6 protein-coding genes and 1 pseudogene are annotated in these 15,851 nt (G+C 71.2%); 4 read left to right on the top strand and 3 right to left on the bottom strand.

All coding sequences use genetic code 11. The features are described 5' to 3' along the window. Positions 1–26 precede the first annotated feature (26 nt). Both ACZ4VL_RS27995 and ACZ4VL_RS27990 read left to right on the top strand, forming a co-directional pair. Positions 27–7,163, top strand: coding sequence for a DEAD/DEAH box helicase (locus ACZ4VL_RS27995; RefSeq protein WP_468205108.1), 7,137 nt, complete (start codon positions 27–29; stop codon positions 7,161–7,163). Beyond that, a complete protein-coding gene (locus ACZ4VL_RS27990; RefSeq protein ID WP_468205105.1) occupies positions 7,160–9,535 on the top strand; it encodes a UvrD-helicase domain-containing protein in 2,376 nt (791 codons plus the stop codon). The genes ACZ4VL_RS27995 and ACZ4VL_RS27990 overlap by 4 nt, the downstream gene beginning before the upstream one ends. A 487-nt stretch (positions 9,536–10,022) precedes the next feature. Here the strand turns inward: ACZ4VL_RS27990 and ACZ4VL_RS27985 are convergent. From ACZ4VL_RS27985 to ACZ4VL_RS27975, 3 genes and pseudogenes are all read right to left on the bottom strand, one after another. Next, positions 10,023–10,297, bottom strand: a pseudogene (locus tag ACZ4VL_RS27985) (DNA-binding protein); the annotation flags it as partial. A 326-nt stretch (positions 10,298–10,623) separates the two neighbouring features. Next, the gene (locus ACZ4VL_RS27980) at positions 10,624–11,955 is read right to left on the bottom strand and encodes a class I SAM-dependent RNA methyltransferase (RefSeq protein ID WP_468205103.1); all 1,332 of its coding nucleotides are present in this window, start codon (positions 11,953–11,955) and stop codon (positions 10,624–10,626) included. 144 nt (positions 11,956–12,099) lie between these two features. Continuing rightward, positions 12,100–14,151, bottom strand: coding sequence for an APC family permease (locus tag ACZ4VL_RS27975; protein ID WP_468205101.1), 2,052 nt, complete (start codon positions 14,149–14,151; stop codon positions 12,100–12,102). 221 nt (positions 14,152–14,372) lie between these two features. Between ACZ4VL_RS27975 and ACZ4VL_RS27970 the strand changes: the two genes are divergently transcribed. Continuing rightward, the gene (locus ACZ4VL_RS27970) at positions 14,373–15,041 is read left to right on the top strand and encodes a potassium channel family protein (RefSeq protein WP_468205099.1); all 669 of its coding nucleotides are present in this window, start codon (positions 14,373–14,375) and stop codon (positions 15,039–15,041) included. Continuing rightward, complete coding sequence (locus ACZ4VL_RS27965; RefSeq protein WP_385428557.1) at positions 15,038–15,703, top strand: potassium channel family protein; 666 nt, start codon at positions 15,038–15,040, stop codon at positions 15,701–15,703. Before ACZ4VL_RS27970 ends, ACZ4VL_RS27965 begins: the two co-directional genes overlap by 4 nt. The last annotated feature ends 148 nt before the right edge of the window (positions 15,704–15,851 follow it).

The raw sequence follows: 15,851 nt of genomic DNA, 5'->3' as shown, positions 1-15,851 counted from the left end.
GATCCAAGGGAGGGGCGACCGCCGCCATGAGACCCACACTCGCCGCGCAGGCGCTGCGCGACACGGCGGTCGAATACCTGACCACGACCTTCGCCCTCGCCGAGCCGGCCACTCAGCACGCGCTGACCGATTTCCTCACCGACCCCGCCGACGGGCTCTTCCGCGGCCCCTACCTGCGCATCCGGCGGCCCTTCCGGGCCGCCGGGGACGGCTGGCAGCGGCACCTGGACTGGTACAAGGACGATTTCTGGCCGTACGCCCACCAGGCGGAGTCCTTCGCGCGGCTCACCAGCAAGGACGGGCACGTCCCGCAGCCGACGCTGGTCACCACCGGTACCGGCTCAGGCAAGACAGAGTCCTTCCTCGTCCCGGTGATCGACCACTGCCGCCGGGCCAAGGCCGCCGGGAAGCCCGGGATCAAGGCGGTCCTCCTCTATCCGATGAACGCCCTCGCCGGCGACCAGGCCGACCGTATCGGCAAGCTGCTGGAGGACCCGCGGCTGGCGGAGGTCACCGCGGGCCTCTACATCGGTGAGGCGAGCTCCACGAAGAACGGCTCGCCGTACGGGCGGGTCATGGTCGAGCGGGCGGAGATCCGGCGCAATCCGCCGGACATCCTGATCACCAACTACAAGATGCTCGACCTGCTGCTCCAGCGGCAGCAGGACGCCCCGCTGTGGGCCGACGCGGACCTCGCGTACATCGTGATCGACGAGTTCCACACCTTCGACGGCGCCCAGGGAACCGACGTGGCCATGCTGCTACGCCGCCTCGGCGCGGTCGTCGGAGCCGCCGAGGAGGGGCGGCCGCTCGGGTCCATCTGCCCGGTGGCGACCTCCGCGACCCTGGGTGAGTCCGGGCCCGCGGCCGACGACCCGCAGGCCCAGGGCGGCGGCGGGCCGCGGGCGATGCTGGACGTGGCCTCCCAGGTGTTCGGCACCAGGTTCCCCGTCGACGCCGTGGTCGGGGAGGACCGGCGGCCGTTGGAGGAGTTCCTCCGTCCCGTCGACCTGACGCGTCCGCTGCCGTCCCCCGCCGAACTCGCCGACCTGCCGGATCCTGTCGCCACGGCCGACGGCATGGACCTGCTGGCGCGAGCCGCCCTCGGTTGTGACACCTCCGATCCCCGTGAGCTGGGGCGGCGGCTGCTCGCACACCCCCTGACCCACGACCTGCTGGCCACCGACCTGGACCAGCCGCTCACGGCGGAGGAGGTGCTGCGGACCTTCCCCGCCAGCTCTGCCTGGCGGGTCGCGGCCGCGCAGGATCCGCAGACCGCCGCCGAGGCGCTGGCCCGCTTCGTCGCGCTGATCTCGGTGGCCCGTGAGCCGGAGGCTCCGGCGGGTCAGGAGCGGCCGCTGCTGCTGGTGGAGACCCATCTGTGGGTGCGGTCGCTCTCCCGCGTGCTGCGGTTCGTCTCACCGCGGCCGGTGTTCTCTTGGTCGGACGCCGACCAGGCCGCTGCCGCCGCCGTGGCCTCGGCCGCCCAGGAGGAGCGTCGGCGTGCAGCGTCACGGGCCGGGCGGCTGCCGTCGGCGTACTGCCGCCACTGCGGGCGCTCCGGTTGGGCCGCCGTATGCCCGGAGCGCAATCCGGCCGCCCTGGTGACCGCACCGGACGACATCTACCGCCTCAGTGCGGGCGGCGGCGCCGGTAAGGCGCGGGTCCGAGCCATGATCGCGGCCACCCCCGCCGAGGCGGCCGAGCAGGCCCGCCAGGCGCTGGCCCGCAGTCTGCGGCGCAGCAGCCGCTCCGCGACCCGTGAGGCCAGCGTGCTCGTCCTGGAGGACAGCGGCGAGACACTCCGGCGCATCGACCCGGACGAGGTCCTGCTCCCGGACGGCCGGATCGCCGAAGCCCCGGAGAACGGGGTGTTCGTCAAGCTCTGGTACGACAACCGGGACGCCGACGAGTTCGCGAAGCAGGACCGCTGCCCCGCCTGCGGGCAGGCCCAGGGCATCCGCTTCCTCGGTGCGGGCGTGGCACCGCTTGCCTCGGTCGCCGTCACCCAGCTGTTCACGGGCGGCGAGCTGCCCGCGAAGGACGCCGAGGGCAACGACCGGCGCAAGACGCTGGTGTTCAACGACTCGGTGCAGGACGCTGCGCATCTGGCCGGGTTCGTGGCCAGCCGGGCGTGGAAGTTCTCGCTGCGCTCACTGGTGCACGAGCAGCTGACCGAGCAGTCGGCGCAGGTGCCCGGCTTCGCCGCGGACGGCGTACCGCTCAACGACCTGATCGCCGCGCTGGTGCGGCGGGCCTCGGTGGACCAGGAGAAGCTGCTGGCCTCCGTCGTGCCGCCGGACCTGCACGATGTGGACCGGGTGAAGCGGCTGCTGGACGGGAAGAAGCGGCTGCCCAAGGGCACCTGGGACCTGGTCGGCGAGCGGCTGGCGTTCAACACGCTGCTGGAGTTCGGGATGAACTCGCGGCTGGGCCGGACGCTGGAGCTCACCCGGACGGTGGCCGCCGAGGTCCACCTGCCGGATCCGGAGCTGGCGGCGAAGACCGCGGAGGGGCTGTACGAGGAACATCTGCGGCGGCAGCTGCCGGAGGACCCGGAGCAGGATGCCCTGGAGGGTCAAGACGGCCAGGGCGACGACGGCGGCGCACAGCAGGGGGCCGCGGAGGCGAAGGCCGTGCTGCCGCCGGCCGGGCCGGAGCGGCAGCGGCGGTTCGAGGGGTTCGTGCGCGGGCTGCTGGAGCACGTCCGGGTGAGCGGCGGTATCCAGCACGCCTGGCTGGACACCTTCATCGAGGAGGAAGGGCGCAACCGGTACACCATCTGGACCGGGCGCCCCGAGGGCATGCAGGCGTTCGGGCGGGGTTCGGAGGCGCCCGCTTTCGTCCTCGTCGGCGCCCGGTCGGGTCGCACGGACTTCGACCGGGTGGACACCCGGGAGAGTTGGTACACGGACTTCGCGGCGCGCTGCCTGGGCATGGACCGGGCGCTGGCGGGCGGATACCTGGCCGAGCTGCTGCCGCGCCTGGCCGACCGGGAGATCGGTGCGCTCGCGTACCGGCGCACCGGGGAGAACAAGGCGGGGGGCAACAACCGGGGGCACGGGGTGTACGGACTCACGCCGGGGCACATCCGGGTGCGGCCGCTCGGCGACGAGCAGACCGGGCACGCGGCGCTGGTGTGTCCCGAGTGCGGCTGGACCCAGACCGTGCCTCCCCAGCGGACCGAGGTCTGGCAGGGGCTGCCGTGCCCGCTCAAGGGGTGCGCGGGTGAGCTGGCCAGGCCCTCGGTACAGGCCGCGGGGCGGGCAGCGCGCGACTACCGGCTGGACTACTACCGGCGCCTGTACCGGGAGGCCAGCCCCTACAGCGTGGTCGCTGCGGAGCACACGGGCGTGCTGAGCCGCAAGGAGCGCGAGGAGGTCGAGAAGGGCTTCCGCGAGGGTGTCCGGCACACCGACGCGAATGTGCTCTCCTGCACTCCGACCCTGGAACTGGGTATCGACATCGGCCAGTTGGAGGCCGTGCTGCTGGCCTCGCTGCCGTCGACCACCGCCGGGTACGTGCAGCGGGTCGGCCGGGCCGGCCGGGCCACCGGAAACGCGCTGATGGTCTCGCTCGCCGACACCAGCCCGCGCGCCCTGTACCACCTGTCCGAGCCGCGGCAGCTGATCGCGGGGCGCATTCTGCCACCGGGCTGCTTCCTGTCCGCGTCCGAACTGCTGCGCCGCCAGTACACGGCACATTTGATCGACCTGGCGGCGCGGGGCCGGCTGGAGGGGGTGCTGCCGCTTCCCGACCGGGTGACGGCGCTGTTCGGACGGGTCGGCTGGCTGCGCCTGTTCGCGCAGGCCGTGACCGGGCGGACCGACCTGGTCGAGGAGTTCCTGCGGCTGTTCCCCGAGATCGAGGGGGTGCCCGACTCCGGGGCCTCGCGCGATGCCCGCAAGGCGCTGCGGCGGTACGCGGAGGGCGGCCTGGCCCAGCGCGCCCGGGACGCCGAGGAAGCCTGGGAAGCGGAGCGGGCCGAGCTGGTGGACCGCCTGGCGATGATCGACGAGGCCGCCCAGGCCCTGCACGAGAACGTGGAGGACGAGGCCCGGGAGAAGCGGAACCTGGTCCGCGAGGCAGCCGCCGTCCGAGACCAGGTGCGCGCGCTGGGACAGACCGGCGCCCAGACGTTCCTGGTGGAGCGGGGGCTGCTGCCGAACTACACCCTGGTGGAGGACGGAGTGCGGCTGGAGGCGGCGCTGAACCGCAAGGAGCCGGCCCGCCGCAGCCGGGCCGCCGAAGCCGACGGGGCGCCGAAGTCCCAGTGGCGCACCGAGTCCCGTATCTACGACCGCCCGTCGGAGGCGGCGCTGACCGAGCTCGCGCCCGGGAACTCGTACTACGTACGCGGCTACCGGCACAAGATCGACGGCTTCGATCTCGGCGCCCGCCCGAAGAAGGGAGCGCCGAAGGACTCCGAGGACTACAGCCGGTCGCCGATCGCCATCTGGCGGGTGTGCCAGGAGTGCGGGTACGTCCGCACGACGCCGAACGCGGAGACGGACACCTCCGCCTGCCCGCGCTGCGGCGGTCGCGGCATCGGCGGGCGGTCCGCGGTGTACCGCGTGATCGTCCCCCACAAGGTGACCTCCCGGGACAAGCGGGACGACGCCCGGATCATCGACGACCAGGACTCGCGGAGCAAGCGGTACTACTCGACGGCGACGGCCGTGGACATCGAACCGGCCGCCGTGAAGGAGACCTGGCGGCACGAGGGGGCGGTCTTCGGCGTCGACCACGTACGCGAGGCGGTCATCCGCCGCTTCAACCTGGGGCCCGCGAAGCCGAACCGGCGCCCCGACGCGTTCTTCGCCGGGACCGAGGTCACGGTCAGCCCCTTCGTCGTATGCCCGCTGTGCGGCGGCGCCACCGACTGGGAGCCGGGCCACGCGCCCGTGCAGGAGGAACTGAGCGAGTCGCTGGCCTCACGGCCCGAGCTCGCGCACCACCGGCCTTGGTGTGTCACCCGCCGCCGAGACCGGACCGTACACGCCCGGGACGAGCGGGTGATCACCGCCACCGAGCACCGCACGGAGGCGCTGCGCATCCTGCTGCCGGCCGCGACCCTGCACGTCCCCGAGCGGCTGGCCTCGTTCTCGGCCGCGCTGCACCTGGGTTTGGCGCTGCGCTACGGCGGCGACCCGGCGCACATCCGCTCCACCCCGAGCAGCGAGCCGGACCGGGGCAGCGGGCTGACGCGCAACTACCTGGTGCTGTACGACTCGCTGCCCGGCGGTACCGGCTATCTCCAGCGGCTCGTCGAGGGCGAGGGCGAGGAGTTCCGGGCGGTGCTGGCGGCGGCGCAGACGTATCTGCGGGGCTGCGCCTGCCAGCACGGTCCGCGCCGGGCCTGCCACCTGTGCCTGCTCGGCTATGCCCCGGAGCGGGAGTATCCGCTGCTGGACCGGCAGGAAGCGCTGTGGATGCTCAACGACGTCCTCGGAGAGGACGGGCGCAGCCGGTGGGCGGTGCGCACGGTCCGCAAGGATCGGGTCGGCACCCAGGCGGCGGACGAGGAAGACCGGCAGCAGTTCGCCGCGCAGGCGCAGAGCGACCTGGAGCGGCGGTTCATCGACTGCCTCGACCGCTGGCTCGCCGACCCGGCCAACCAGGCCGACGTCGGGTACGAGGAGACGCCGACCGGCCGCCACGGCAAGCAGTTCACCCTGCGGCGGCGGGACGGATCGCCGATCCGCTGGGAGACGGTGGCGCAGAAGCCGCTGTACGAGCAGGGCACGGTGCCGGATCTGCTGCTGCGGCCGGTCGCGGGAGAGACCACCCGGGACGGGGCCCCGCCGATGCCGGTGGCGGTCTATCTCGACGGGTACCGCTGGCACGCGTCGGCCGCGACCAACCGGATCGCCGGAGACGCGGCGAAGCGGGCCCGGCTGCGCGCCGACGGGATACTGGTCTGGCAGATCACCTGGGACGACGTCATGGCCTGGGAGCAGGAGCTGCGTGAGCAGGCCGGCCGCGGTGTCGCGGCGCACGGCGACGAGGCGGCCAAGGCCCTGAAGGGCGCCCTGGCCGGGCCTGCGGCCCGGATGGCCTGGCCGCCGTATCCCGTGGATGGGGAGGGCACCCCGGGGGGCAAGGCACGTGCCTCCTGGTCGAACAAGCGTCAGAACCCTGCCGAGATCGACCGGCTGTTCGCCGGGGCCATCCCTGCACTGCTCGGGTTCCTGGCCGATCCGGACCTCGCCCGCTGGGAAGCGATGGCCCGGCTGTGCACCGCGGGCTTGATGAGCCTGGCGCGGCGCGAGGAGGTGGCCGACGCAGGTCCCGAGGCCGCCGTGCCGTGGATCGAGGCGACCCTGCGCGGGGAGGAGCGGCCTTCGGTCACGGGGGCGGGGCTTCGGCTCTACCCGGTACGCGATGCTTCCGGGCTGCCGCTGCTGCTGATCGGGGACGCCCGGGTGAAACCGCAGGGACTCAGCGCTCTGGCGGTGTTGGACGACAGGGCCGAGGCCGTCGAGGGCGACAGTTCCGAGCACAAGCGGCGCTGGAAAGCATGGCTGTGCTGGGGCAACATCCTGCAGTTCCTGGATCCGACGGGAACCGGACGGGCCGACGGGCTGCTGCTCGCCCGCAGCGAGCTGGACTCCTTCGACGCGGGACTGCTGGCCGCCACGACCGGCCGGGCCGACGGCCTGCTGACCGCACTGCGAGAGGACGTAGCGGGGACCGGACTGCTCACGCCTGCCCCCGTTCCGCCCGCCGGACCGGAACGGGAACCCGCGGCAGGGGCGCCCTCACCTCGACCTGCCGCGCCACAGGAGGAGATGGTCGCGGCAGCGGATGCCCCGACCGCGTTGGAGCGGGCCGCGTGGGACCTCGTACTGCGCGAGCTTTCCTACATGGGCGAGCCGGCTGTGGAGAACCTCGCACGGACGCTGGCGTCACGGGGTGATGTCCAATCGGCCGAGGTCGGCTGGGACGCCGACGGCATTTCGCGGCCCCTTGAACTCGCCTGGCCCGCCCGGAAGGTGGCCGTGGTCCTCACCGAGGACGCCGAGGACAGCGGCTACATGTCCGAGTGCTTGGCGGCAGGGTGGCAGGTCAGGGAGGCTGGAGCCTGGGACGAGGCCGAACTCGCGGCACTGCTGCAGCAGGCCGGGCCGGGTGCGGCGGCACAGGGAGGGAACCGGGGATGAGCAGCAGGGTCAGGACACAGGTCACCGTCTCACCGCAGGCCAACGAGGACATCCGACGCCTGGACGCGGGCACCAAGTACGCGGTCGGCGACTTCGTCCAGCGGCTGCGGGCCGACCGGTCCAACCGCGCCCTGCGGCTCACGCCGCTGCGCGCGGCCGGGGACAACGGCAGGCTCTTCCTCGCCACGCTCGACGGCCGCCGGATGGGACTGCTGCTGGAGACCGAGGAAAACCGCTTCAACCTGCTGGCCATCCGGGTCGGCCCGGCGGCCCGGGACGAACTCGCCCGGCTGACCGTGGAGATCAACGAAGTCTCCGGGGGTGTCGAGCTCGTCGACCAGAGCGAGGTCAGCGCCAATGTCGTGGCCCTGCCCGCACGCGCAGAGGCTGAGGATCCCGGCGCCTGCGGGGCCGGGTCGAACGGTTCGATGGAGCATGCTGCCCCGGCTGAAGTGCGCGCCGCGCTCTCGTTGCCCGTCCCCCTCTTCGCCAGGTTCGAGGACAAGGAGCTCGTCGGCCTCGGGGTCATCGCCTCCCTGCTGCCCACCCTGCGCCGGGTCACGGACGGCAAGCAGCTGAATGCGCTGCTCGGCCACAATCTGCCCGCGCTGACCCGGGACGTGCTGCTGGCCCTGCGCGACGGCATGGAGCCGGACGACGTACGCCGGCACATCACCAGTCAGTGGCAGGCCGGCGAGGCCGTCGACCCCCATGACTGGGCGCGGGCCGCCCGTCGGCCGGTCTCGCAGGTCAGCACGGAGGACTCCGCGGTACTGGATGCTCTCGGCGAGAGCTTCGACGCCTGGCGGCTGTTCCTCCACCCGGAGCAGCAGCGGCTCGCCACCACCTCCTTCAAGGGTTCAGCCAAGGTCACGGGTGGTCCCGGCACCGGCAAGACGGTGGTGGCCCTACACCGCGTCCGGCACCTGGTGGCACAACTGCCTCCCGGGCACACCCGGCCTGTGCTACTGACGACGTACAACACCAACCTCGCCGTCGACCTCCGGAACCGGCTGCACCTACTCGGAGGCGACGACCTGGTTCGCCGGGTCGACATCAAATCGGTGGACCAGCTCGCCCGAGAAGTGGTCCAGGAACATCCGGGCACCGTGCTCGGCTCTCCCATCGGAGACGAGGAGGCCCTGAACCTCTGGCACACCGTGTCCACGGAGGCAGGAGTCTTCGACTTCGACGCCGACTTCCTGGACTCGGAGTTCAAGCACGTCATTCTCGCTCAGGGTTGTGGCACCGACCGCATGTACTTCCGCGCCGAGCGCAAGGGTCGCGGCAAGCTGCAACGCGCCGAGCGCCGCCAGGTGTGGGAGCTGGTCCAGGCGTACCGTGCGCATCTGGCGCGGCACCATCGGACCACCTACGCCCTGATCGCGGACGAAGCGGCCCGCATCGAGGAACGCCGTATGGCCAGGGTCACCGAGCAGGCCCGCTACAAGGCCGAGCACGGCGGAGTCGACCTCATCCACCGGGAGGCGGGCAGCGGCATGTGGCTCAAGCCCCGCTACCGGCACGTCGTCGTGGACGAGGCGCAGGATCTGTCGGCCTCGCACTGGCGCATGCTCCGCGCGATGACGGCCCCCGGGCCGGACGACATCTTCCTGGTGGGCGACGCCCACCAGCGCATCTACTCGCATCAGGTGGTCCTGGGCAGGCTCGGCATCAGTACCCCGGGCCGGGCATCGCGCCGCCTGACCCTCAACTACCGGACCACACGTCAGATTCTGGGCAGTGCACAAGGTCTGGTCAGAGGTGAGTCCTTCGACGACCTCGACGACGGCCCGGACAACCTGGACGGCTACCGCTCCGTACTGACCGGCTTGGCTCCCCAGTACTGGCGGGCACCGGACTGGCAGACGGAGATGCGCGCCATCGCCGCCATGCTCAAGGAGCGCCACGACCGTTACGGGACGCCGTACGCGGCTATGGCCGTCAGCGTGCCCGACCGGGATGCGGTGACCCAGCTGGCCTACACCCTTACCTGCGCTCCGTTCCACGTCCCGGCGCGTGAGATCGGCAAGGACGGTCCGCGCGATACCGACAGCGTGTGCATCGGCACGATGCACCGGTTCAAAGGATTGGAATTCCAGCGCGTTTTCCTGGCCGGTGTCAGCGAGGGCCTGGTGCCACACCAACGGATCGAGGCCCATCGACTGACCAATCCGGACCGTTACCGGCACGAAGAGCAGCGCGCTCGCTCGCTGCTCTTCGTGGCAGCCACACGTGCCCGAGATGAGCTGGTGGTTACTTGGAACGGCCGGGCAAGCCGGTTCCTGCCGGAACACGCAGCCAAGGCGGCAGAGAACGCCGTCGACCTGCTGGCGAATGACGGACCGCCTTCGGACTCGGCCGCAGCGTAAGAGTGCCGTCCCGGCCTCTGTTGAGCCGTCCACTCCCTGACGGGATGACATCCCAATCCACCGCCGCGACGACGTGAGGCAGCTGGTCGTGCTCTCGGACGAACTGCGGGCCTGCGTGCAAGGGACTTGATGAAGGCCGCGATATTGGCAGGACGAACGGTCTCCGCCCCCGGTAGGAGGTAATCCTCGACGGCGCCGTGTTCACCCAGGGCGGTGTGATCGTGGCTGCCGGCACGCACGCGGAGATCGATCGCCGGGTCGAGCCGACATTCCGGCAATCGACGTCGGCGAAGACCAGTGGTCGTCATGACCAGCCAAGGTATCGAGGGCTCCCCCAGCGCCCGTGGCGAGCCTCACGGAGCGCTCCGACCTCGGAACAGGCAGGCTCCAGCGCTCGACGAACGCCGATCGCAACGCGACCACTGGTCCCTCGGCTGCGCCGCCGTCACCCAAGCCGGGACTACCCGTGCTGGTGTATCTGTCAGACCTACTGGGCCACCGCCAGCGGGTGATCCGCGGTGAGCAGCTCGTTGTCCTCCACATCTGAGGTAAGGATCGTCACCCGTCGCGGGTGAGCCAGGGCTGTCGCGCACGGCATGGCGTCGATGACGTACTTGTGACCGTAAAGGCCAGTCGTACGCGCAGACCAAAGGATGACTTGGCGCTCGCTGGGGCGACTGGCTCCACGTGGAGGCGGGACCAGGTCCACTTGAAGGCCGCGTCGTTGATCCTCGGATGGATCACCTCGACCAGCACCGCGGCAAAGGCGCCGCCACACCAAAAGTCAGCGTCGCCAGCCATGGGCCAGGTTGGCAATCGGAACACTAAAGAGCTACGCGCTTACGGATCTCACCCAAAGCCATCGGCCAGGTCGCATCGTGGAATGCAGTCGGGCCGATGTGACGCGGCTTCAGGGCGAGCGTCATTTGAGCGTCAAGATCCCGAAGAGTGCACGGGTGCCGCTAGCGAAGGCGACGGCGTACCCTGTCGAATCCGCAGGTCACGGCATTTGGCAGACGCCAGACGCCTTCACCCGTTGCTCGACTGGAAACAGGTCGAGCACACGGCGAACGACAAGAAACCGCAGGTCAGCGGACCTTCGCGACCGGCTCCAGGATCGCGACGCACTCCACGTGGTGGGTCATGGGGAAGAGGTCGAAGACGCGGAGGGTGCGGGGCTTGTAGCCCGCCTCCGCGAAGTACGACAGGTCGCGGGCCAGGGCCGCCGGGTCGCAGGCCACGTACGCGATGCGGCGGGCCGACAGGGACGCCACGTGGCGGACCGTCTGCTTGCCGGCGCCGGCGCGGGGCGGGTCCAGGACGACCAGGTCGCACTCCGTGATGCCGGTGCGGGGGAGGACCGACTCGACCTTGCCCTGCTCGATGCGGACCCGGGGGAAGTCGGCCAGGTTGTGGCGGGCGTCCTCCACCGCGCGCTTCGTCGACTCGATGCCGAGGACGGCGCCGGTCTCACCGAGGCGTTCGGCGAGGGCTCCGGCGAAGATGCCGACGCCGCAGTACAGGTCCAGGGCCATCTCGCCCTTGCGCGGCATCAGGCCCTGCATGACGGCGCGGATCAGGGTGTCGGCGGCCTGCGGGTGGACCTGCCAGAAGCCGCCCATGCCGACGCGGTAGGTGCGGCCGTCGGCGCGCTCGCGGACGAAGGGGCGGCCGTGGACGCGGTGGACGCCGCCGTCCTTCTCCTCCACGCGGAGGACGGAGACCGGCTTGTCGAGCTCGACCAGGGGGAGGCGGCCGCCGGGGCGGGGGGTCAGGACGACCTGGCGGTCGTTCGAGCCGGTCGCGGCGATGGCCTCCACCGAGGCCATCTGCGGCCACTCGCGCTTCTCGATGCCGAGTTCCGAGACGCCGGGGGCCGCGATCATGCAGTGGTCGACGGGCTCGATGTCGTGCGAGCGGTGCTTGCGCAGGCCGGCGCGGCCGTCCTCGTCCACGGCGTACTGGACGCGGGTGCGCCACTGCGGTACCTGGCCGGCCGGCAGCTTGTCGCCCTCGGCCGGGGCCACCGTGCCGTCCCAGCCGGCCTCCTCCGGGGTGAGGCCGGCGAGCCGGCGCAGCTGCTCGGCGACGACCTCGCCCTTGAGCCGGCGCTGGGCGCCCGGCTTGGCGTGCTGCCAGTCGCAGCCGCCGCACTTGCCGGGGCCGGCGTACGGGCAGGGGGCCTCGACGCGGTCCTTGGAGGCCGACAGGACCGTGACCGCGTCGGCGCGCAGGAAGCGGGAGTCCGTCTCGCCCTCGGTGACCTTGGCGACGACCTTCTCGCCCGGGAGGGCGTGGCGGACGAACAGGACGCGGCCGTCGTCGGTCCGGGCGATGCAGTGTCCGCCGTGCGCGACGGGGCCGACCTCGACCTCGTACTCCTCCCCGACCAGTGACTGCTTCTCGTTCTGCTGGGTCATGGCGGGGGGTGCTCCAGGTTTCGGGTTCGGATCGGATCGGGTTCGGACCGGGTTCGGATGCCCGTGTGCCGCTGTCAACGCGAACGGCCGGACGGCCGACCCACCAGTCTACGTGGATCCCGTCCGGCCGTTCGCCACGGACTGCTACTGCTTCGCCGCGGTCTTCGTCGTGCGCGGCGTGTCCACCGGTCCGCGGCGCACCGCACCCGGGGCGTTCCACTCCTGGCGCTTCTTCGCCCGCCGCTTCGCGACCTCGGAGGACTGCAGCTGGTACGGGACGGACGTGACCATGACGCCCGGCGTGAACAGCAGGCGGCCCTTGAGCCGGAGCGCGCTCTGGTTGTGCAGCAGGTGCTCGTACCAGCGTCCGACGACGTACTCCGGGATGTACACGCTGACGGCGTCGCGCGGGTTCTCGCTGCGCAGGCCCTTCACGTACTCGACCACCGGGCGGGTGATCTCGCGGTACGGGGAGTCCAGGATCTTGAGCGGGACGTTGATCCCCCGCCGCTCCCACTCGGCCCGCAGGGCCTTGGTCTCGGCCGGGTCGACGCTGATGCTGAGCGCCTCGAGGGTGTCGGAGCGGGTCAGCTTGGCGAAGGCCAGGGCGCGCAGCGTGGGCTTGTGGACCTTGGAGACCAGGACGATCGAGTGGACGCGGGAGGGGCGGACGCTGTCCTCGCTCGGCCCCTCGGCCGCGGCGATCTCGTCGGAGACCCGGTCGTAGTGCTTCCGGATCGCGGTCATCGTGCCGTAGAAGATCAGCATGCCGAGCAGGGCGACCCATGCGCCGTGCGTGAACTTCGTGGCGAGGACGACGACCAGGACCAGGCCGGTGAAGATCGCGCCGAAGGTGTTGATCGCGCGGGAGCGGATCATGCGGTTGCGCGCGGACCTGTCGCGTTCGGCCCTCAGGTGCCGGTTCCAGTGCCGGACCATGCCGATCTGGCTGAGCGTGAAGGAGACGAACACGCCGACGATGTAGAGCTGGATCAGCTTGGTGGAGTCGGCGTCGTAGATCCACACGAGCAGCATGGCGGCACCGGCCAGCAGCACGATGCCGTTGGAGAACGCGAGCCGGTCGCCGCGGGTGTGCAGCTGGCGCGGCAGGTAGCGGTCCTGGGCGAGGATCGAGCCGAGCAGCGGGAAGCCGTTGTACGCGGTGTTGGCGGCCAGGAACAGCACGAGCGCGGTGGCGGTCGCCAGGATGACGAACGCGAGGCTGCCGTTGCCGAAGACGGCCTCGGCCACCTGGGAGATCACCGGGTGCTGGACGAAGCCGGGGCCGACGGGGACGCCGTTGTCGAGCAGGTTGGTGGCGGGCGACTCGGCCATGCGCACGTCGGTGGCCATGGCCAGCCCGATGATCCCGCAGAACATGGTGACCGCGAGGAGGCCCATGAGGGCCAGCGTGGAGGCGGCGTTCTTGCTCTTGGGCTTGCGGAAGGCGGGCACGCCGTTGCTGATCGCCTCGACACCGGTCAGGGCGGCACAGCCGGAGGAGAAGGCCCGCAGGAGCAGGAAGACCAGGGCGAATCCGGCCAGTCCCTGGTGCTCGGGTTTGATCTCCAGGTGGGCGGTGGGGGCCTCCATGGTGTCGCCGACGACGAGACCGCGCCAGGCACCCCAGATGATCATTGCGAAGACGGCGCCGACGAACACATACGTCGGGATGGCGAAGAGCTTCCCGGATTCCTTCACACCGCGCAGATTCATCAGCGTGAGCAGAAGAATCATGACGATCGCCGAGAGCACCTTGTGCTCGATCACGAAATCCACGGCGGAGCCGAGATTCTCCACACCGGAGGAGATCGACACGGCCACGGTCAGCACGTAGTCGACGAGCAGGGCGCTCGCGACGGTGAGGCCGGCCTTCGGGCCGAGGTTGGTGTTGGCGACCTCGTAGTCGCCGCCGCCGCTGGGGTAGGCGTGGACGTTCTGCCGGTACGAGGCGACCACGGTGAACATCAGCACGACGACCGCGGCGGCGATCCAGGGGCTGAACTGGTACGCCGACACGCCCGCGATGGACAGAACGAGCAGGACCTCGCCGGGGGCATATGCCACCGAGGAGAGCGGGTCGGACGCGAAGACGGGGAGGGCGATCCGCTTCGGGAGGAGTGTTTCCCCGAGGCGGTCGCTTCGCAGCGCCCGGCCGATCAGGATCCGTTTGGGCAGGTCGGTCAGTTTGGACACGGAGAGGATCGTAAGCGTTCGAAATCGGGGTGACGAACCCCCCGCCGGTATTCCGGTGCAATGAACCTCGGATGCGCCGGTGATGCGCCCGGGAAGCAGCTGCGATGCGCTGCGACGGGCGACCACCCGTGTGTAGCTTGGGCGGTGGTCTGAGACCCTGTTAAGCCAGAGCATGTAAAGAGGCTGCAAACCAGCGAGCGCTGACAGCCGGAAGGACGGCCGTGCACATCGTCATTATGGGATGCGGAAGGGTGGGCTCCGCCCTCGCGCAGACCTTGGAACAGCAGGGGCATACGGTCGCGGTGATCGACCAGGACCCCACCGCATTCCGTCGGCTGGGAGCCGGGTTCGGCGGCCGCCGGGTCACCGGGGTCGGCTTCGACCAGGACACGCTGCGCGAGGCCGGAATCGAGGACGCGGGCGCCTTCGCCGCGGTCAGCAGTGGTGACAATTCCAACATCATCGCCGCCCGCGTGGCCCGCGAGATGTTCGGCGTCGAGAACGTCGCCGCCCGCATCTACGACCCCCGGCGCGCCGAGGTCTACCAGCGCCTCGGCATCCCCACCGTGGCCACCGTGCGGTGGACCGCCGACCAGATGCTGCGCCGCCTCCTGCCTTCCGGCGCGGAGCCGCTGTGGCGCGACCCGAGCGGCGGGGTGCAGCTCGCGGAGGTGCACACCGCCTCGGCCTGGATCGGGCACAAGGTGAGCAAGCTGCAGGAGGAGACGGGGGTGCGCGTGGCATTTCTCACCCGCCTGGGCGAGGCCATGCTCCCGACGTCGCAGACGGTCCTGCAGGAGGGCGACCTCGTCCACGTGATGATGCGCACGGACGAGATCGACAAGGTCGAGGCGGCCTTCGCCGAGGGCCCCGAGGAGGCACACGCATGAGGGTCGCGATCGCCGGAGCCGGCGCGGTGGGCCGTTCCATCGCGGGCGAGCTGCTGGAGAACGGGCACGAGGTGCTCCTCGTCGACAAGGCCCCGACCGCCATCTCGGTGGAGCGGGTGCCGCAGGCCGAGTGGCTGCTGGCCGACGCCTGCGAGATCACCTCGCTGGACGAGGCGGCGCTCCAGCGCTGCAACGTGGTCATCGCGGCGACCGGCGACGACAAGGTCAACCTGGTCGTCTCCCTGCTGGCCAAGACCGAGTACGGGGTGCCGCGCGTCGTGGCGCGCGTGAACAACCCGAAGAACGAGTGGCTGTTCAACGAGGCCTGGGGCGTCGACGTGGCCGTCTCCACGCCGCGTCTGATGTCGGCCCTGGTCGAGGAGGCCGTCAGCGTCGGCGACCTGGTGCGGCTGCTCCGCTTCAGCCACGGCGACGCCAACCTGGTCGAGCTGACCCTGCCCGCGGAGTCCCCGGTCGCCGGCACCCAGATCAGCGAGATCAGCTGGCCCGAGGACACCTCGCTGGTCACGATCATCCGCGGCAACCGGGTCCTGACCCCGCACGCGGAGGAGACCCTGGAGCCGGGCGACGAGCTGCTGTTCGTGGCCGCCCAGGCCCGCGAGGGCCAGCTGGAGGACCTGCTCCAGGCCCCTCGGCAGTAGGCCGGGCAGGAACGAGTGCGAAGGGGGGGGGAGGCGAGCGGGCGCCCGCCCCCTCGCGTGGTCCGGGGGGGTTTCCCCAACCACTGGGACCTTCCGGTCTCCCGCCCCCTCCAGGTTCCCCGCCCCCCCCAAGCCCCCGGGCCCCCAG

Source organism: Streptomyces sp. NPDC029014 (assembly GCF_055564695.1).
Note: the sequence above shows the minus strand (reverse complement) of the source record. Positions and strands in the feature narration are given on the sequence as shown.